Below are 19,846 nucleotides of genomic sequence, written 5' to 3'. Positions count from 1 at the left end.
TTACGTATCAAAAACCTGCTGCTTAGGGACTTACTGACGGCAGGTTTTTCATTAGCGCACTCCTTATGCTGCGCCGATTTGCACCACTTCGCCACCGATTTCTTGGCGGAAATAATTGTCGTGACTGACGTAAAGGATGGCGCCAGAATATTTCGCCAGTGCCGTCTCCAACTCCTCAATGCTTGGTAAATCAAGATAGTTGGTTGGCTCGTCCAAAATCAGCAGCTGCGGGTCATTCGCCAGCATAGCAATGATCTGAAAGCGAGCTTTCTGGCCACCCGACAAGCGCGCCAGTGGCGTCATCCGGTCCGCTTCGGTAAACAGATAATCAGCTAGCAATTGGCGGATTTTGGTATCAGAAATCGGCAGGTCACGGCTAAGGTATAATTTCTCAATCGCTACCTCCAGCGGATCCGCCAAATACCGCTCATCAATTTCTTGCTCATACACACCCACCCGCACCTGCGGATCGAGGAAGAGGTTGCCAGAGTAGAGGATAGGGGCAGCAGGTACGACACCTCCTCCGCCAGAGACTGTGAAACGTTCGCGAGTAGCGGACGTTTCAGCCGAACGCTCGCGAGAAATCTCCAGTGGAGATCCAAGCGAAGAGTGTACTCTGGCGGAGGACGGTGGAGTGGCTGCCGCAGCTCGGATTCCAGCCGTCTCCTCCAAGTCGAATGCATCCGGCAACGCCGTCCGCAGAACCATCGACTTATCGGAGAGGCTGGAATCCGAACCTCCTCGCTGCCCCAACAGCATCCGAATCAGTGTCGTCTTGCCAGCACCATTACGGCCGCGCAGCTCCACCGCTTCGCCCTCACGCAGATCAATATTTACCCCTTCAAACAATATCCGCTCACCAACCCCAACCGCCGCGTCCTCAACTCGCACCAGCACGTGCTGACTACGACTGGCTGCATCCTTCATCGAGAGCCGAATATTGCGCGCCTTGAACTTGCCGTAGCGCTCAGCCGACTTATAATCAAGCTGCCCAGCCGACTCCTTATCGATCCAAAACGTCGGCTTGTCCATCTCTGATAATTCCGCCAGCTCGGCCCGCGCCTCATTCTCCAGCCGCTTAAACTTTTGGATGGTGCCGGGGTTGCGCGACTTTTCCTTTAGCCGCTGATAATCCAGCACCTTTTGTTTGAGGTTAGTCATCCGCTTCTCGACCTGCTCAAAATTATTCATGCCCGCCGCCGTCGCCTGAGCATTTTGCTTAAGGTAAGCATCATAATTACCGCGGTAGCTGACCGCTCGGCCGTCTTTGAGCTCAATGATCCGATCCACCCGACCCAGCACATCACGGTCGTGGGTGATAATCAGCATGGCCTGGCGCGGCTGCGAGCTCATCCAGTCGATAAACTGCTGCTTGGCTACATAATCCATGTGATTAGTCGGCTCGTCAATCAGCGCCAAATGCGCCCCCGCATGCATAATCTTCACAATCTCCACCAGCCGTTTCTGACCGCCCGACAGGGAACCAAGCGGCCGCTCGCCACACCCGCTCAGCTGAAAATTATCGAGCTCTCGAGCAATCTTCTCCTCAATCTGATAAAACCCTTTCTGGTCAAATCGCTCCAGCGCCTGCGTGTACTCCTCAATCTTACGCATATTATCGCCCATGGTCTCAGGGTATTCATCGATAATTTTCTTTAAGCTCGCATATTCTGGCAACCCCGACAAAATGTAGCTCAATACCGTCTGATCGCCCAAACCATGATGCTCCTGCGCCGTACTGGCCACGGTGATGCCACGGCGAAAAATCACCTCGCCAGTATAGTCCGTGTCCGTTCCCGCCAAGACTCCAAACAACGTCGACTTGCCGACGCCATTACGGCCAACCACACCAACCTTCTCGCCATCATCCACGCTAAACTTGACGTCGCGCATCAACGTCTTGTCGCCAAAACTCTTCTCGGTGATGTGAATGTCGGCTATCATGCTTGGGATATTGTAGCATATTACCCCTATGACTGAGATGATGGACCGTTCTTGAATTGACAGAGTCGCATCTGGCACAAACGCAAATATGATATGATACTGTTATGGGTATACACGACAAACTGCCAACAAACGCAGCAAAAACACCGGAAACGATAGAAACCATCATGAAAGGATATGAGTCGCGCCTCGATGATATCTTTACTGAAGCCCGGGACATACTAGATAATCCAGAAATGTGTGAATCCCGAAAAATTACGATAAACAATCTAAAGCGCATGACAGCTCTCATCCTGTACGCCAGACACCGCATCCCAACGGATGAAATTACCGAGAATATGAACGGGGCGATCGAGGGCTTCGTTTGTGATCGTGATGCTGACGGCAACCTGATTGAGGGTACGCTCAACAACACGATGCTACAGCTGATTGTTGATATACATAAGGCCAAAGACAGGACGAATAGAAAGAATCGGGCTTGGAAAGATCAGTGGTCAAATGATATCAAACAGCTAGGAATGATAGCTGCCGTGCGAGTCAGCGCTCTGACGGATGAACCACCTCTAACGGTTGATGATCATTAAAATTCATTATGCTATTGCATTTATACTTAAACAATGTTATAGTATAAAACTATGAATAGAGAGACGACACCACAAGAGCTACATACTACGATTATCCCTCCTGAAGAGGAGGCGACCCCCGAGAGTCAGAGTGCCGATATTTATAAACTCTGCCATAATATAGATCTCCAAACCCGCACATATGCAGATAATCTGAGGGTGGTCCAGTCAAACCTCAATATTCTGATAAGTGTAGTAAGCTGGACTGAGCAAAGAGTTGTCGCACGAAGCATTGCCAAAGGAGCTAAACAGGAATTTACTAGCGATAGAGTTGGATCAGACAATGCATACGATGCGCTCTGTCACTATGAACATAGCGATGGCCCCCAAGATCAATTATATAATCTCGTTGACGCGCAAATGAGAGAAATACTATCTAGCACTAGTACTGACGAGGAGCGTCGTGAGAAACTTCACGACCTAACCAACTTGCTGCTTGATTGCAAGGGTCGCATTCAGCACACATTAGACGAATTATCAAAGAAGTCGCATAACGATTCCGAAAATGACCCTATTGAGCCGTATATAGATTGGGACCTCGCTGAAGCCCCAGCTCACGTGCTACAATAATCACGTGACCAAGCCCGCCAAGACCAAAAAACCATCCACTCAAGCCGTCGTGAATCGCCGAGCGCGATTTGACTATGAGTTGGGCGAGGAGGTTGTGGCTGGGCTGGTGCTGACAGGCATGGAAGTACGCGCCGCCAGGGAAGGGCACGTGCAGCTGAAGGGGGCGTTCGTCAGTCTGCGAAATGGTGAATTGTGGCTGAATAATGCTAGTTTTTCGCTGCGATTGAACGTTCACGGCCAGGCAAATACTCGCAGCGTTGATACTTCAGTGCGGAAATTATTAGTCAGCAAACGCCAATTAGCGCGCTTTTCTGAGGCAAAAAAGCAGGGCATGACCATCGTGCCGACCAAATTATTAACCAGCGGCAAGTTCATTAAAGTAGTCATCGCTCTGGCCAGAGGTAAAAAAACCTACGACAAACGCGAAACCATCAAGCGTCGCGATCAAGATCGCGAGACGCGGCGGCAGCTTTCTGGGCGATAACTCGGCGATATAATTTCTCTAATTTGCGAACCTGGCGGCGCTCGGTAAACGTGGCCGCTAATTTTTTGCTCTCGGCGCCAAACCTTGCTCGGCGGGCCGGCGAACGGAGCAGCGTAATGATAGCATCCGCCATACTCTTGGGCCTATTTTTCACGAATATACCGTTCACGCCGTCACGCACTACCTCTGATACTTGCGTGTCAATGATGATAATTGGCTTGCGGGCGTGCGCCGCTTCGTGTAGCACCCAGCCCTGCGTATCCTTGAGTGACGGGAAGCAAAACACATCCAGCGCCTGATAGGCTACGCCTAATTCCTCGCGCGGCAGAGCGCCGGTAAAGATGATCCGATCAGCGTACTTGCTCTCGGCTGCCATCGCCTCAAGCTTTTTGCGGTATTCAAAGTCGCCGACGAATAGCAATTTGGATTTGGGGCGAGCCTTGGCGACGTACTTGTCAAAGGCCTGGATCAAAATCGGCAAGTTTTTCTCTTCGCCCAGCCGCCCAATGAAGCCAAATACTTCATCAGACGCCCGTAGACCCCACTGCGCCCGAAAGGCCTTGAGCTGAGCCGCCGACGGCCGCGGCAGAGCATTAACACCATTTGGCAGCAATGTCAAATCGTACAGATGATCATCGTCCTGCCAGCCACTAAGCTGGGCGACGCTTTTGCGGCTGAGGGCGATGACGGCGTCGGCTTTGCTGTAGAGAATAGTGATGACGCACTCGATGATGGCCCGGTTCCATTTGGTGATACCACGCGGCCGATATAGCTTGACCAGTTCAAATAAATCACGACCCCTCAGTTTAATCGACAGAGGTAGCACCACGCCAGCCAGCGTCAAAATCCCCGGCAGTACCGCCGGATAGTGCTCGGCAAATTCGTACATGTCGGTGCAGTGCTGGATGACCAAAGGGATCTGCTGCTTGTGCGCTACGCTAACACCCACCAGCCCGATTTGCGACGGCGTAAAGATGTGCACGATGTCCAGCTCCAGCTCTTTGATGCGACGCTGCACCGCCGGCGGGAAAAACACCGACGTATCGTAATCATCAAAAAACGCGCCCTTGATCGACGGGAATCGGATGATATGCGAATCTGGGTCTTCGTTAAGTAGCTCGGCCTGCTTGGCCGGATTCATCGACTTGGCGGGGCAGAACACGTAGACGTCGTGGCCCAGCGCCTCGAGCTCGCGCTTGAGCGATTCGACCACAAAAACGATGCCGTTAATCGACGGCCGATAGGTATCGGTGAATAAACCTACGCGCATACAATTCCGCCATTATATCACAAGATGGTATAATAGGGTAAGTTATGAGGAGACAGCAGCGACTGCGGATCGCATTGGTGACTGACGATTTTTATCCGGCATCCGGCGGTATCGGACGGTCGATCCAGACGCAAATTAGCGAATTGGTTAGCTTGGGGCACGAGGTAACCCTGCTCGCGCCGCGACATTTTTTGGAGCGGCCAACTGGCTGCAAAACCGTTGTCGTCCCCTCATTCTACATCCCGGGCACGCCCTCGCACATGTGCGTCCTCAAGTGTGGCCGGCGTAGCGCCTGGCGTATCTGCCGCCAGCACCGCTTTGATATCATCCACAGCCAGACGGAGCGGGGCGGCCTGATGTTGGCGGCACGCATCGCCAAAGAGCAGGGCATCCCCCACATCCACACCTTTCACGCCAATCTCGCCGGCACTCACACGTCGCAGCCATTCGGTGCGTTTTGGGGGTCGATGGCGTATCTATTTTTGATCAATCCAATGATTTCGATGATCGCCGATAAACGGCTTGACCAGCCAGTATTCTTTGCACCAAAAAGCCCCGACGCACCGGGGATCTTGGCCCGATTTGACTGGCACACCATGGCGACCGTTGCCTCGCGCGTCGATGCCTTTACCGCACCGGCTGACTTTATGACCCAGCGGATCAGCGACTGCGCATCGTGGCTGGACGAGCGCTCGCACATCGTACCGACCGGCGTTAATCCTAATCTCAGCCATGCCATCGCCCATACAGAACGCCACCGCACCGACCGCACCATCCGCTTTTTGAGCGTCTGCCGCCTGGCACCCGAAAAGCGCGTTGACGCCATCATTCGCGCCTTTGTTCAAGCCGACCTACCGAACGCCGAGCTACACATCATCGGTGACGGCAAACAGCTCAAGCTCCGACTGCTCGCCGAAAAGCACCAGGGCATTATCTTTCACGGGCATGTCTCGTGCGTCAAGCAGATGGCCGAGGCGTTCGTCAATGCCGACGTCTTCGTCCTCGCCTCGCACGGCTTTGATACCCAGGCCATGACCATCGGTGAAGCGGTGACTGCGGGACTGCCGATCATCTACTGCGACCCGCGATTGACCGTCGGCACCACGAAAGATAACAGTATCCTGGCGCGCGACCCGTCAGTCGAGCAATTGGCGGCCGCGATGCGTCAGATGGCCGACGATACACGGCGCCGTCAGATGGCCCGCGCCTCATCCCGCCTAGCATCTGAGCTCAGCCCAGAACATATGACCAGCCAATATCTAACAATTTACCGCGACTTGATAGCGCGTACGGTATAATAGGCGTATGCGATTATTTTCCTGGAACGTCAATGGCATCCGCGCCGTCATCAATAAGGGTGAGTTTGCCAGCTTCCTGCAAACCTACGATCCGGATATCTTATGCCTGCAAGAAACCAAGGCTGCCCGCGACCAGGTAGAAATTGATCTGCCAGAGTATCACGAGCATTTCTATTCAGCCGCCAAAAAGGGCTATTCCGGTACGGCAATTTTCTCGAAAATCCGGCCGCTGCACTGGCGCGACGGGCTGCCGCTAGCTATCGTCGAGCGGTTCAATTTGACCGGCGATCAGTATGGCAATCCGGCGGACGAGGGGCGTATCATCACTGCCGAATTCGACGATTTTTGGGTGGTGACCTGCTACACGCCAAATTCGAAAGGGGATTTGAGCCGGCTGAAATTACGTCATGAACAATGGGATCCGGCAGTGCTGGCCTATCTGGAGGAATTGGAGCTAGTCAAGCCAGTACTATACTGCGGCGATATGAACGTGGCGCATCAAGAAATTGACCTGGCAAATCCAAAGCCTAATGTCGGCAAGCACGGCTTCACTGACGAGGAGCGGGAAGGCTTTCAGAATTACCTAGACGCTGGATTCACTGACACCTTCCGGGCGGCTTTTCCTGACAAGACCGAAGCTTACACCTGGTGGACGCACTGGGCCAACGCCCGGGCGCGCAACGTCGGCTGGCGGATCGACTATTGGCTGGCGTCGCGCGAAATCGCCGGGCGCGTCAAAAATCCACAAATCCACCCCGAACAAATGGGCAGCGATCACTGCCCAGTGAGTATTGAGGTTGAGGTATGAAAATCGCCAAACGCTCAGGAAAACGTAATCTGCTCATCGGCCTGGGCGCCGTGCTGATCATCGCCAGTAGCGCTGTAGTGACTTATTTCACCCTCCGTCACTTCAGCCCGCCGCACGCCGCCACCCAGCAGCCAATTAGCAAAGAGCAGCCCGCGCCAACGCCCAAAGAAAAAGCTCCCGACAGCCAGAAACCTCCAGTGCCAGCTGCGCCGGGCCTTGCTCTGCCAAACGCTACGCCGATCCCCGCCCGCATTGTCAACAACGCTGATGACGCTGATCTCTGGAAAATTGCTAACAAATCTCGAGCCTTCGCCAATCCTCGTTACCAGCCCAGCGACCTCCGCCCAGTCAGCGTGCCGACATTACCCGGCCGCGGTCAGGATGAGCGCTCGCTCCGCGCTGTGCTCATGCCTGATCTCGAAAGGTTAGTCGCTGCTGCCCGCGCCGCTGGCGTCACCCTCCGCGTCGGCTCGGGCTACCGCAGTTACGCCACCCAAGCCTCACTCTTTGCCAGCTACGTCCGCCGGCACGGCGAGGCCGCAGCCAGCCGCTTTAGCTCCCGCCCCGGACACAGCGAGCACCAATCAGGCCTGGCGGTTGACTTCGCTGGCGCCGACCAAACCTGTTGGGTAGATGATTGTTTCGAACGAACCGCCGCTGGCAAATGGCTCGCCGCCCACGCCCACGAATACGGTTTTATTCTGCGCTATCCGAAGGGTAAGGAATCGATTACCGGCTATCAGTACGAGCCATGGCATTTTCGCTACGTTGGGCGGGAACTAGCGGGCGCTCTGCATCAGTCGGGCTTGACGATGGAGGAGGCTTGGTCGTATATTGAAGAGGCAATGACCAAACTCAAACAGCGAGGAACACAATAAATGAAGCACGGGGTGGGACGCGCAGTCGTGGCCATGGTTTTGGCGGCCTGGACGACACTGACACTACTGATGATCAATGGCGGCACGCAGCTCGTCAACCAAACGTCGGCGTCAGTCGCTAATTCGCCGCTGTATAATTTTCAGCCAGTCACCATCCGTCTTGACCGGACCAATCGCGACTTGACCTTTCCGTCGTGGAAATATTTACAGACCAGGAAAATCTGGTCGTACGTTTCGGGCAAGCAGGGCATCGACCCAGCCTTTGAGCCGCCGCTGACTGATATTACTGATGGTACGCCGAGCTGGATAGAGGATAAGCGCGTGCAACCGATGGTCAAAGAACCGCTAGAACAACTACGTCAGGCCGCAGCCACGGCCAAGCTACCGGTCCTCGTCTCTAGCGCCTACCGCTCCGGCACCGCCCAAGCCAAAGTCCGCACTGAAACCACCGCCAAAAACGGCGCCGCCCACACCGACGAATATGTCGCCAAGCCTGGCCACAGTGAGCATCAGCTGGGCCTAGCGGTTGACTTAACCAGCTTTTCCGAGAAATGCAAGGCCCGCTTTAGCGACTGCGCGCTTGATCCAAAAACCGCCGACTGGCTAGCCGCCCACGCTCACGAATACGGCTTTATTCTGCGCTATCCGAAGGGCAAGGAAAAAATCACCGGTATCGCTAACGAAGCCTGGCACTTTCGCTACGTCGGAAAAGACCTGGCCAGCCTCATCCACGAATCAGGCCTGACCTTTGACGAAGTGTACCAAAACATGGTCAAATTACGCGACAATGCATCAGTTGCCAAGTCGTCTGCCTCATGATACAGTAAGCTATTGCGAGAAAGCCAAAAATACGAGATAATCAAGCGATGAAGCAGCAGAAATTCGCAGTTTTTGACATCGACGGCACGCTCATTCGCGGCGGGCTGTACCGGCAATTGGTGCTCGGGCTGATTGATGCTGGCGCCATCCCCGAAGTCCACGCGTCGATTATCCAGCAGAAACTGCTCAGCTGGAAGCGGCGAGAGTCAAAAGACGCCTACGACGAGTACGAACTGAGTTTGGTCAATGCCATCTCTCGTTCGCTGGCTGACATCCCGACCGCAGTGTTTGACGAGGTGGTAAGTAGCATTGTCGAGAGGGAGCTCGACCACGTTTACACCTACACGCGGCATCGCCTGCGCGAGCTAAAGCAGGCGGGCTATTTTCTGATCGCTATCTCTGGTTCGCAGCAAGAGTTAGTCGAGCCATTTGCTAAAAAGTACGGCTTTGATGCCTGGGCGGCTCAGACTTACGAACGGCGTGGCAACACTTTTACCGGCATAATTGCCACCAAAACATATACCAATAAAGATAAAATCCTCCAAAGAATCATCAATAAGCACGGGCTAACGCTCACTGGTAGTTATGCCTTTGGTGACAGCGAAGGCGATCGGCACCTCCTGGCGATGGTTGAACATCCCGTCGTGTTTAATCCGACGGAAAAGCTGCTTGAAATTGCCAAAACCAACGGCTGGCCAATTGTGCTAGAGCGTAAAAGCGTGGTGTTTGAACTCGAGAAAGGCGAACGTGGATACCTTTTGGCGCAAGCAGGAAAAATCTAAGCCGCTGTTTCCCGACGTTGAATGGAATCGGCCAGAGCGCCGCGACCAAGCCGGGCGGCTGGGGATCGTTGGCGGTAACAAGCTCGGCTTTGCGGCGGTGGCGACCAGCTACCAGGCAGCACGCGACACCGGGGCGGGCGAAGTGCGAGTCTTGCTACCTGACACACTGCGCCGCACCGTGCCAGCAGCGATGACCGACGCCCTGTTTGCGCCGACCAATCCGTCCGGCGGTCTCAGCGGCGCGGCAGCAGGCGAATTGGCCGCCCTCGGTGAGTGGGCTAACGTCATGCTGCTAATCGGTGACGCCGGCAAAAATAGCGAAACGGCCGCGCTGTACGAGCAATTTGTGTGCCAGTACCACCGGCCAGTCGTGCTGAGCCGCGACGCCATCGACCTGGTACAAAACAGCTTTCCCACCATCCTCGACAATCCCCACGTCGTCTTTGTCGCCTCATTTGCCCAAGTGCAAAAGCTCTTTCGCAGCGTCTACTATCCAAAAATCCTGACATTCAGCATGCAGCTGGCGCAGTTAGTCGAGGCGCTGCACAAATTCACCATCACCTATCCGGTCACATTAGTAGTTTTTCATGCCGATCAACTGGTCATCGCACGGGGCGGGGAAGTCATCACCCAAGCCTGGACCGAGCCGATGCAGCTATGGCGCGGACAAACCGCCACGCGCGCCGCCAGCTACCTCTTGTGGTCGCCGGAGGCACCACTGGCAGCCATCAGCACCAGCATGGCCGCTAGCGTATAAACCAGGGCGGTTCCCACCAGCTCTTGACGATTTATAAACTGCGCGGTATAACAAGGATAGCTATGTCACGAAAATGTCTGATTTACCATCCTGTGGCTGAATTTCCTCTGTCAGATCCAGATTTTACTCAAGAGATACAGGAACGATTTAGTAGACTGAATGACAACCCCATAAAACCAACGCAACCCGAGGAGCGTCATCTTACTATCCTAGGCGCACGAGAATACCCAAAGGTCCTACATCCATCTAGACTGCGCATTCATCTACCAGAGCAATCACAAAAGAACCTTGAGCTCAACGTAGTTGGTGCTCGTATGTTAGGAGAGTGTGCACTCACTCTGGTATTCAACGACCTCAGCCAAACTTTACCGCGGGAAGAAAGACGACGTATCAAGCAAGCATTTATAGAAGCAGGGGCTACCACTCCTCACCATAAAAAATTCAAGCCACACGTCACCATTGCCAAGATTCCCAGGGGGATTAGTAGACGACATGTGATTCGCTGGACAGAAAATATGCTACCGACAGACCCAACCGTCATCGTTGGCGGTATCACGCAGAACAATCTCTCGGGGAGAGAATTTAACGAACAGTCCCTCATCGAGTTTGATTTTAGTAATGAGGGTCATTTTCTCGATCTACAGGTTGCTGACTGTATGCTTCTGCCGCCACTAAAACAAAAGCCAGAGAAGAAAGGGTGCGGACATCATTCTCATTCTTAACATTAGCTTCTCGTAAGGTATTGCCATCAATAAAATTCCCGCTACAAAAACGGGAATAAAATTAAACAAACTGAGGCGACCTCTGGTACCGCGGGCCGGACTTGAACCGGCACGAGCGATTGCTCACCAGATTTTGAGTCTAGCGCGTCTACCAATTCCGCCACCGCGGCACGAGAGAACGCCCCAAGTCATCCGGGGGTAATTATACCACGGCCGCTACTACATCAGCAAGAGCCCGGATACTTTATCTTTCCGGCGTTTTCCCGTATAATAAGAGGTGATGAATCCTCATGACGATCAGTTTGGCAGGCGAGTGGGAGCGCCAATCTCGAGTCAGCCTCGTCCGCTTACGCCGCCGCCACGTGATTATTCCGGCTCGCAAGCTGCTGCCGCCAACGTTATTCGTGATCAAATTAATGCTATTTACGGCGGTCGCGGCACCGAATCAACGCCACACACCACACCGGTGGTTCAGCCGCGCCCTATAGAGCAGCCACATCCAGAACCGACCGAGCGCACCACTGTCACGCCGCCACCGCGCACACCAAGCCCGCACGCCCTGAACACCGCGCCACCGACCACGCAGCCGGCCCAACCAGCCGCAGCGTCATCTCCCGCTCATCCCGCTCACATCACCGAGTCACCTCAGCCCCAACCAGCGAACAAGTCAACGGACAAGCCCACCGTCGCGCCACCAACCACACAGCCGCAACCGGCCGCCCCGGCCAAAACTCCCACTCATCAGCCGCAAATCACCGCCGATCAGTGGAAGCAGTACCACAGCTCGTGGCAAAAATACTACCAGATGTACTACGAGCGCTACTATGCCTCGCACCTTGATCAAAAGCAGCAGGAGTTTAACCGGCTGGTCCAGTCTGCTCGCAACGCTAACACCGCCGCCGCGCCGGCCATGACCGATATGCTGTCCGCCCAAAGCCCCATCAAGCGCCTCCGTGCCCAGATCCAGCAGACCGTCCGCGACAAGGCCAAAAAAGTCACCAAGTCACGCCATTTCATCCCGGCACTCGCCGGCGTGTTGGTGCTACTGGCGTTCGTCTTTTTGCAGTACAACCGCGTTCTGTTCGGCATCGCCGCCGCCTACACCACCCCGGGCAATGTTGATCCACAAAACATCATTGTCAATCCAGCAAGCAATGCCGCTGTCGGCCCCGACCCACGGCTGATCATCCCTAAACTCAACGTTGATGTACCGGTCATTTATGGCGTCAACGCGGCCGACCATAACGCTCAAATGAAAGCAATGGAGAAGGGCGCTGCTCACTTCGCGATCGCTGGTGCTAACGCCGTGCCCGGCCAAGTTGGTAATGCCGTCTTCTCGGCGCACTCTTCTAACGATGCCTTCGCTGCCGGTGACTATAAGTTTGTCTTTGCCCAAAACGAAAAGCTCGTCAAAGACGACATCATCTACATGCACTACCAGGGCAAGCGCTACACCTACGCCGTCACCAAAAAAGAAGTCGTCCTGCCGAACGAGGTCAGCCGTGTTCAAATTCAGACCGACAAGCCAATGCTCACCCTGATTAGCTGCGTACCGCTCGGCACCGCTGAAAAACGCCTCTTGGTCTTTGCCGAGCAAATCAGCCCCGACCCATCTGGCGCTACCAAATCAACCGAGCCAGTCACCACGCAGTCCGGCGCTATCCCCGGCAAGCCATCGCCAACACTACTGGAGCGATTATTTGGCGCCAAGGAATAAAGCACAATAAGATTCAGATTAGCACTTAGCGCTTGATCGTCATGCGCAGCCGTGACATCGTTACCGTGCCGTTATCGGCTCGGCGGAAAGCATACAGCCAGTCGCCGTCGTGCGACAGTGACGCATCGAACCCTTCGCTGGCCTCCAGCATCGTCGATTGATTAGCGCCGTCGAACTCGCGCATCACCAGCTTGCCGCCCTCGACGCTCCACACATGATAATCATCCAGCCAATCAAGCGTCGTCCCCGTCGGCAGCGCCGTATCGTGCGACACCGATTGCCGCTCAATGTCATAACTCATAAAACCAGCCCCCGTGCGCATCAAGACAAACCGCCCGGTACCGCTCAGGTCAAGTTCAGCTAATTGCTCGCCGGCAGCGATCGACTTGACGCGGCTCAGTAATTTTGATGCCGACGAGCTCGACCCGTCCAGCGCCGCGCCCATGTGCAGCGTCACTGCCGAGCCAACGCCGACCACCAGCACGTCTTTATTATCATAGCGCGAAAACTTAATCATCAACGGCGTCGAAGCCTCTGCCTCAGTCTGTCGCCGCACGACCACTGGCTCAGTCCAGTCCTTGCGCCAAATGCCCGCCAGCTGCAGCTTGCTCGTGCCATTCGTCCCAACGTAGGTGATATAATCCGTACCATACACCGAGAACGATTGCACATGACTGATCAGCGGCGCAGAAATCGTCGCCGCGTTTAAGTCCGCTCGCCGTAATTCGCCACTTGACTGCAGTACATAGAGTTCATTGCCGCTCTCACCAAGGAAGCGCACGTCTTTTAGTTCCAGCCCGATCACTTTCGCGATATCAACCACTGTTTTATTCTCGCGGTCGACTTTCAGCCACTGGACTTTTTCGCCTTGGCCTTCGACCACGTAGGTGTGTTTGAGAATGGCGTAGCGATTACCCGAATCCCACTCAACAATCTTAAACGTGTGCGCCGTCGCCTGGCCGCCGTAACCCGCCACCACCGACGTATCCAATGTTACCTCATTAAACTTTGGCTTATCCGAATCGCGCAAATCGCCCCAAACGATCTTTGGTGCATCGGTCGCTTGCATCACGCCCAGCATGAACCGCCAATTTGGCGAAAATCGCACCGAGGCCAGCGACGAAAATTCCTTGACCGAACTCACCACCCGCTCACTCGGCACCAGCCGCGCATATGATAGCCAGGTCAGTGTCCCGGCCTTAACCTCGACGACCTTGCGCCACTCGTCATAGCCATCCAGGCGCATGGAAAATTGATGCTGCCCCTCAGGAAGCATGCCTTTAATATGCGTCTTGCCGAGCTCCATGCCATCGACCGACACCCGTGCGCCTTGTGGCCGCGAATCATACTGCACCAGCGCCCGCTGCTCAACCGTCTGCGTCTTAAGATTCAGCTGATAGCCAAGCGTATGAAAAATCAAAATAAATGCCAGCGTACACACCGCCAGCACCATAATGGTATAAATCAGTGTCCTCCGAGCAAGTTCTAGACCACGCTTTTGTTTTCGATACATAATGAGAGATTATACCACATTTCGCCCCTTGCAAAAAGCATGTCCTCTTTGTACAATAAAATATAAGCATTAGGAATACGAGGGGTTCATGAACAAACAAATCATCCATAAAACCGTCCATAAAACTGCCGGCCAAAAATCAACGACGCTCAGTCGCCGCCACGTCGCCGCACCATCGCACGCCAAGCGTCGCCTGGCCAGTCGCCTCGACATCACGCGCGACACCTCCGTCCCGATGAGTGTTCATGTCAATAAATTTGCGCCGAGCGTGCCGAGTGTCCAGCTGCAGCCAATCAAGCGTGATCGTCCCGCCGAACCACATCCAACCGTCGTGCGCGCTCAAGCTCGTGCTGCCGAGCAGCCTCATCGGACCACCCGAACTGCAACTCGCCGCAGTCCAGCCACGCCGCATCATCACTCAACTCGTATCGTTAAACCAAACCAAGCTCCAGCCAAGCAGCATCCAGTAACCCTCGCACCCAAGCCAGCCGCCGTTCTCAAAAATGAAGCCATCACCGAAGCCCTACAGCGTGCAGCTACTCCACAAAAAGCGCCGCGCCGCAGCAAAAAACCAAAGAGCCGCATCGGTCGCTGGCTGCAAATCGCCTCCGTCGGCCTGGCTATCATGCTGATCGGCGGTTATTTCACCTACCTCGGTATGCCCAACATCTCCACCCGCATCGCCGCCATCCAATCTGGTGTTAACGCCAAATACCCCGGCTATCGACCGACTGGCTATGCCCTCAGCGGCCCAATTACCTTCAAGAGCGGGGAAGTCCGCATGAAATTTGCTTACGCTGACGGCGGCCAATCCTACACCATCACCCAGCAAAAAAGTTCGCTCAATTCCGCCGCCCTCAAGGAAACCCTGACCGCCGAGGGCGGCGACGTCCAGACCACCACTGCCGACGGCCTGACTATTTATAGCACCAACCGAACAGCCAGCTGGATCAATGGCGGCGTCCTCTACCAGATCTCCCTCGGCGGAGCCTTGTCAAATGAGCAGGTCACCAAAATCGCCACTAGTTTATAATCACCCCCGCAAGCACCGCAGGCACCCCTCACGTTTACCAGTCCAACCGCCTCGTGCTATAATCACCCCATGACTACACGCACTCGTTTCGCACCCTCGCCAACAGGGTTCTTGCACGTTGGCGGCATTCGCACCGCATTATTTGCTTTTCTCGTCGCCCGGCAGGCTGGCGGGCAATTTATCTTGCGCCTCGAAGACACTGACAAGGTTCGCGAAGTCGCCGGCAGCCGCGAGCATCTCATCGCCAGCCTCAAGGCACTGCACCTCGACTATGACGAAGGCCCGGACATTGGCGGGCCACACGGGCCGTACATCCAAAGCCAGCGGCTTGATCATTACCGCCAGTGGGCACAGAAATTAATCGACGCTGGTCGTGCCTACGCTGATCCCTACACGCCCGAGCAAATCCAAGCGTTTCGTGACGCCGCTCAGGCCGAGAAGCGCGCCTTTCGCTACCGTGATCATCGCCCCGACAATCCACCGGAGTGGGACGGCACCACGCCGCTGCGCTTCAAGGCTGAGCCCAAAAGCTACACCTACCACGACGAGGTCATGGGTGACGTCACCACCAGCCCCGAGGTCGTTGACGACTTCATCCTCATCAAGTCTGACGGCTACCCGACCTACAATTTTGCCCACATCATCGACGACGCCGAGATGAATATCACTCACGTTATTCGCGGCCAAGAGTTCATCTCGAGCATGCCAAATTATCTGGCACTCTACGAAGCGCTGGGCTTGCCGCGGCCGGTTTTCGCACATCTGCCACACATCATGAACGAGCAGGGTAACAAGAAATTAGGCAAGCGCGACGGCGCCAAGGACGTGCTGGATTATATCCGTGATGGCTATCTGCCAGAGGCGCTGGATAGCTTTATCGCCACCATGGGCTGGAACGACGGCACCGAGCAAGAGACCTTCACCATGAGCGAATTGACCGCCAAATTCAGCCTCGACCGCGTGCAGCGCTCCGGCGCTCGCTTTGACGAAAAACGACTATTGTGGGCTAATGGGCAATTTATCCGTTCGCTAGCACTAGACGATTTAGTCCGGCGGGCCAACGATTTTTGGCCAGATAGTGCAGCTGCGGCAGATGAGGATTATCGCCAGCGCGTTCTGGCCCTGGCGCAAGACCGCTTAAAAACCCTGCGTGACCTCGGCGGATTTGGCTACTTCTTTGCGGAGCCCGAGATTAACATGGAGCTCATCGACAGCAACAAACAACTCAAGAAATTGTCTGAGCATGAGCGGCGCGAATTGCTAGAGACTGCCCACCAGGAGCTCGCTAACCTCACCGACTGGACACCAGAGTTAGTCCAGACTCGGCTGAACGAATTGCTAGAAATTACCGGCCAAAAGCCCGGCATTCTCTTTAGCCTCATCCGTATCGCCATCACATGGGCGCCGTTTAGCCCGCAGCTGAATGACACGCTGGCGCTGATCGGCCGCGAGCGCACACTGGCGCGGCTTGAGCGGGGAATTGACGCGTTCTCGGCGGGCGTGAGTCTATCATAATTGCTACGCCATAGACACCAACTGGCCAGCACACTGCTCCGTTTACCACCGCATGTCGCTTATGCTATACTAAACCCATGCACATCAAGAATCCTCGCCCAGCCACCGCGGCCCAAAAACCGACGGTAACATCAGCTAAACTTGAGCCGGCATCACCAAACGCCCCGGCCAAAAAACGCTTGTTTGCCCAGTGGTGCAAGAAGCACTTGTGGGCGATTGTCCTGATTACCGCTTCGCTGGTTATCGCTGGTATTTTCATCGTCGCTATCAATTCTGTCCAGCACGACGGTGGTCTGCCGTTTTTCGCCGCCAAGAAAAAGCCAACCAAATTCTACTCACCACTCACCGGTCTCGAGGTCGCTGATGAAGCAGCCACCAAGCAGCCCGTCACTGGCGTCATGATCGAGAACAGCCCCGATGCCCGGCCACAGTCCGGCTTATCAAGAGCTGGCATCGTCTACGAGGCGGTTGCCGAGGGCGGCATCACCCGCTTCCTCGCCGTTTATCAGGGTGCCAAGCCCGGCCTCATCGGCCCAGTTCGTAGCCTCCGCCTCTATTACCTCAGCTGGGGCGCACAGTATCAAGCCTCCATCGCCCACGTCGGCGGCAGCCCGAACGCTCTCAACACCGTCCGCAGTAGCAGCTACCGCGACATCGACCAATTCTTTAACGGCGGCAGTTATTGGCGGGCCAGCGACCGCCGCGCTCCGCACAATGTCTATACATCCGGCGAGAAACTTGATGCTCTGAACGCCAGCAAAGGCTTCAAGGAGTCATCATTTACCGGCTTCAAGCGTGGCGATGGCAAGCCAGCCGAAACACCGAACGCCACTACCATCCAGCTCAATTTTAGCAGCGGCACCTACAACACCGCTTACGCCTATGACAAAGCGACCAACACCTACAAACGCTCGCTAGCTGGCGCACCGCACGCCGACCGGGAAGGCGGCCAGATCGCCCCACATGTCGTCATCGCCCTCGAAGCGCCCGTCGAGCGACGCGTTGGGCCGGACGGCTACGAGGACACCGTCACCATTGGCTCGGGCAAGGCCACCGTCTTCCAGAACGGCACCGCCGCCACCACCACCTGGAAGAAAGACAGCCTCACCGCACCGCTCAAACTGCTTGACGAAAACGGCAAAGATGTCACTCTCAATCGCGGCCAAACATGGATCGGCGTCTTTACGCCCGGGCGGGGATCCGTCACGTGGCGATGATAGCTGGCGGCACGTCGATCTGTAACTTTCGACGATACCACCGGCGCATGTTGTTCGCTTGTGCACTAGCCGGGCAGGCAGCCGTAGCGCTCATCGGCGGTGTGATTCTCAGTGTCACCGGCGTCACCTCGTGGAGTCACCCGACGTTCTGGCTAATCACTGGCACGATTTTCATTGTCGGCAGCCTTTTTTCGACCATGTTGATCATCATTGCCGGTCGGCCGCTGGATAATATCTTGACCGCCTTGATTCATAAACGCGGCGAGCGCACCACCACGCCTCTACCAAATCCGAACGCCGAGCAATACGCCAAAACCGGCTTCAAGACCGTCCTTGAACTCATCTACGACGAGCCGACTCAACCCGCACCACCGCCAAGCCCCGACGCGCTGCTGACCCAAGCGCTCAATCACACCAGCTGCGGCATCGTTGTCCTCGATCCCGCTAAGCGCATCATCTCCGCCAACAAGGCTGCACCAATTGCCACTGACGCCGACGGCCAGCCGTATCTGGCGCTGGATTTTCTCAACGAGCAGTCGCTCGACGCCTGGCTCAGCGACGCTGACGCCCGCCAAGTCTCCGCCGAGCGCACCTGGCGCCATGTTGCCACCACCAACGGTGCCTTCAAAAAAACTCGCTTCTTTGACATCATCGCCTCCTACCAAAAAGATGCACCCGGCGAAACCATCATCATCCTCATCGACCGCTCAGCCCAGTACCTACCTGAGGAAGAAGACCTCAATTTCATCTCCTTCGCTGCCCACGAACTCCGTGGCCCGATCACCATCATCCGCGGCTATCTCGACGTCCTCGCCGAGGAACTGGCCGGCCGCCTGAAGGGTGACGAACCGCAGCTACTGGCGCGGCTGACGGTCTCCGCCAACCGCTTGTCTGGTTATATCAATAACATTCTCAACGTCGCCAAGTTCGACCGCCACCACCTCAGCATCCACCTTGCCGAGGACTCGCTGTCTGACATCTATGGTTCGATCGCCGACGACATGCAGCTGCGCGCATCGACGCAGCACCGCTTGCTCAACATCAGCATCCCAAGCGACCTACCGACCGTCGCTGCCGACCGCTCCAGTATCAGCGAGGTCATCTCCAACCTCATCGACAACGCCATCAAATACAGTTTCGAGGGCGGCACCGTCTCGGTCAGCGCCGAACAAAAAGGCGACTTTATCGAAGTCTCCGTCGCCGACAACGGCGTCGGCATGCCACCGAGCGTCGTCAAAAATCTATTTCACAAATTCTACCGCTCGCACCGCAGCCGCGAAACTGTCTCGGGCACCGGCATCGGCCTCTACATCTGCAAGGCGTTTATCGAGAGCCATGGTGGCCATATCACCGCTCGCTCCAAGGAAAACGAAGGTTCAGTCTTTTCATTCACCGTGCCACTCTACGCCGCCGTCAAGGATAAACTACTCGAGGACGGACAACTGAATCGCAATCTAATCCGCCAAGGCGGTGGCTGGATAAAAAATCACGCTATGTATCGAGGATAAGAGGAGGGAAGTATGGCGATCAAAACAATCTTGTGCGTGGAGGACGACCGCTTTATCGGCGAGATGTATGTGCGCAGCCTGCAAAAAGCCGGCTACGACGTGACCTGGGTGGTCGATGGTAATGACGGGTTGGTCATGGCTCGGAGTCAGCCGTTTGACTTGATCATCCTTGATTTGATGCTGCCTGAACAGCGCGGCGACCAAATTCTAGACGCTCTGCGCTCTGATGACACCGACTTGATTCCAGAGAGCAAAATCCTCATCATGACCAACTTTGAACAGGACGATGCCACCAAATCCGCCATCATGAACCGCGTCGACGGCTACCTCATCAAGGCCGACATCACGCCCCGCAAGCTGATCGACGTCGTCAACAAGATGGGCTAGA

General features: G+C 55.4%; 19 protein-coding genes and 1 tRNA gene. 16 read left to right on the top strand and 4 right to left on the bottom strand.

Translation table 11 applies throughout. The annotated features are described in order from the left end of the window. Positions 1-63: 63 nt before the first annotated feature. Positions 64-1,944: an ABC-F family ATP-binding cassette domain-containing protein gene (locus tag FBF29_01890; GenBank protein QJU07447.1), complete on the bottom strand. Its 1,881-nt coding sequence runs from the start codon at positions 1,942-1,944 to the stop codon at positions 64-66. A 104-nt stretch (positions 1,945-2,048) separates the two neighbouring features. On the opposite strand from FBF29_01890, the gene FBF29_01885 reads away from it, so the two are divergent. From FBF29_01885 to smpB, 3 genes are read left to right on the top strand one after another with little or no spacing between them, the layout of a single operon-like run. After that, positions 2,049-2,528 carry a hypothetical protein gene (locus FBF29_01885; protein ID QJU07446.1) on the top strand — a complete coding sequence of 160 codons (480 nt, stop codon included), beginning with the start codon at positions 2,049-2,051 and terminating at the stop codon, positions 2,526-2,528. 51 nt (positions 2,529-2,579) lie between these two features. Continuing rightward, positions 2,580-3,137, top strand: a complete 558-nt coding sequence (locus FBF29_01880) for a hypothetical protein (GenBank protein ID QJU07445.1) — start codon at positions 2,580-2,582, stop codon at positions 3,135-3,137. Positions 3,138-3,141: 4 nt separating this feature from the next. Further along, a complete protein-coding gene (gene smpB / locus FBF29_01875) occupies positions 3,142-3,621 on the top strand; it encodes an SsrA-binding protein SmpB (GenBank protein QJU07444.1) in 480 nt (159 codons plus the stop codon). On the opposite strand, the gene FBF29_01870 is transcribed toward smpB, so the two are convergent. Continuing rightward, positions 3,569-4,891: a glycosyltransferase family 4 protein gene (locus FBF29_01870; GenBank protein ID QJU07443.1), complete on the bottom strand. Its 1,323-nt coding sequence runs from the start codon at positions 4,889-4,891 to the stop codon at positions 3,569-3,571. The two genes, smpB and FBF29_01870, sit on opposite strands and share 53 nt — an antisense overlap. A 44-nt stretch (positions 4,892-4,935) precedes the next feature. On the opposite strand from FBF29_01870, the gene FBF29_01865 reads away from it, so the two are divergent. The 7 genes from FBF29_01865 (at position 4,936) to FBF29_01835 (ending at position 10,955) form a co-directional block, all read left to right on the top strand. Continuing rightward, positions 4,936-6,189 (top strand): glycosyltransferase family 4 protein, encoded by a 1,254-nt coding sequence (locus tag FBF29_01865; GenBank protein QJU07442.1) that lies wholly within the window; start codon positions 4,936-4,938, stop codon positions 6,187-6,189. A 7-nt stretch (positions 6,190-6,196) separates the two neighbouring features. Continuing rightward, on the top strand, positions 6,197-6,997 hold the full coding sequence (gene xth / locus FBF29_01860; GenBank protein QJU07441.1) for an exodeoxyribonuclease III: 801 nt from the start codon (positions 6,197-6,199) through the stop codon (positions 6,995-6,997). Then, positions 6,994-7,875, top strand: a complete 882-nt coding sequence (locus FBF29_01855; GenBank protein QJU07440.1) for a D-alanyl-D-alanine carboxypeptidase family protein — start codon at positions 6,994-6,996, stop codon at positions 7,873-7,875. Before xth ends, FBF29_01855 begins: the two co-directional genes overlap by 4 nt. Then, positions 7,876-8,694, top strand: coding sequence for a D-alanyl-D-alanine carboxypeptidase family protein (locus tag FBF29_01850; protein ID QJU07439.1), 819 nt, complete (start codon positions 7,876-7,878; stop codon positions 8,692-8,694). 47 nt (positions 8,695-8,741) lie between these two features. Continuing rightward, a complete protein-coding gene (locus tag FBF29_01845) occupies positions 8,742-9,476 on the top strand; it encodes an HAD-IB family hydrolase (protein ID QJU07438.1) in 735 nt (244 codons plus the stop codon). Then, the gene (locus FBF29_01840) at positions 9,442-10,233 is read left to right on the top strand and encodes a hypothetical protein (protein ID QJU07437.1); all 792 of its coding nucleotides are present in this window, start codon (positions 9,442-9,444) and stop codon (positions 10,231-10,233) included. Before FBF29_01845 ends, FBF29_01840 begins: the two co-directional genes overlap by 35 nt. A 62-nt stretch (positions 10,234-10,295) precedes the next feature. Continuing rightward, positions 10,296-10,955 carry a hypothetical protein gene (locus FBF29_01835; GenBank protein QJU07436.1) on the top strand — a complete coding sequence of 220 codons (660 nt, stop codon included), beginning with the start codon at positions 10,296-10,298 and terminating at the stop codon, positions 10,953-10,955. A gap of 83 nt (positions 10,956-11,038) precedes the next feature. On the opposite strand, the gene FBF29_01830 is transcribed toward FBF29_01835, so the two are convergent. Further along, positions 11,039-11,125, bottom strand: a tRNA-Leu gene (locus FBF29_01830). A 110-nt stretch (positions 11,126-11,235) separates the two neighbouring features. Between FBF29_01830 and FBF29_01825 the strand changes: the two genes are divergently transcribed. Further along, positions 11,236-12,672, top strand: coding sequence for a sortase (locus FBF29_01825; protein ID QJU07435.1), 1,437 nt, complete (start codon positions 11,236-11,238; stop codon positions 12,670-12,672). A 25-nt stretch (positions 12,673-12,697) separates the two neighbouring features. Here the strand turns inward: FBF29_01825 and FBF29_01820 are convergent, their stop codons facing one another. Further along, complete coding sequence (locus FBF29_01820; GenBank protein ID QJU07434.1) at positions 12,698-14,185, bottom strand: PEGA domain-containing protein; 1,488 nt, start codon at positions 14,183-14,185, stop codon at positions 12,698-12,700. An 88-nt stretch (positions 14,186-14,273) separates the two neighbouring features. Between FBF29_01820 and FBF29_01815 the strand changes: the two genes are divergently transcribed. The 5 genes from FBF29_01815 to FBF29_01795 all read left to right on the top strand — a co-directional run bounded on the left by FBF29_01815 (position 14,274) and on the right by FBF29_01795 (position 19,845). Then, positions 14,274-15,218, top strand: a complete 945-nt coding sequence (locus tag FBF29_01815) for a DUF4367 domain-containing protein (GenBank protein ID QJU07433.1) — start codon at positions 14,274-14,276, stop codon at positions 15,216-15,218. Positions 15,219-15,287: 69 nt separating this feature from the next. Continuing rightward, the gene (locus tag FBF29_01810) at positions 15,288-16,733 is read left to right on the top strand and encodes a glutamate--tRNA ligase (protein QJU07432.1); all 1,446 of its coding nucleotides are present in this window, start codon (positions 15,288-15,290) and stop codon (positions 16,731-16,733) included. A gap of 77 nt (positions 16,734-16,810) precedes the next feature. Beyond that, the gene (locus FBF29_01805; GenBank protein QJU07431.1) at positions 16,811-17,950 is read left to right on the top strand and encodes a DUF3048 domain-containing protein; all 1,140 of its coding nucleotides are present in this window, start codon (positions 16,811-16,813) and stop codon (positions 17,948-17,950) included. Next, positions 17,902-19,458: a HAMP domain-containing histidine kinase gene (locus tag FBF29_01800; GenBank protein QJU07430.1), complete on the top strand. Its 1,557-nt coding sequence runs from the start codon at positions 17,902-17,904 to the stop codon at positions 19,456-19,458. The genes FBF29_01805 and FBF29_01800 overlap by 49 nt, the downstream gene beginning before the upstream one ends. 12 nt (positions 19,459-19,470) lie before the next feature. Next, positions 19,471-19,845, top strand: coding sequence for a response regulator (locus tag FBF29_01795; GenBank protein QJU07429.1), 375 nt, complete (start codon positions 19,471-19,473; stop codon positions 19,843-19,845). The last annotated feature ends 1 nt before the right edge of the window (position 19,846 follow it).

The organism is Candidatus Saccharibacteria bacterium oral taxon 488 (assembly GCA_013099015.1).
Lineage (GTDB): Bacteria > Patescibacteriota > Saccharimonadia > Saccharimonadales > Saccharimonadaceae > Nanosynbacter.
The sequence above is the reverse complement of the archived record's forward strand: the minus strand, read 5'-3'. Positions and strand labels throughout refer to the sequence as shown.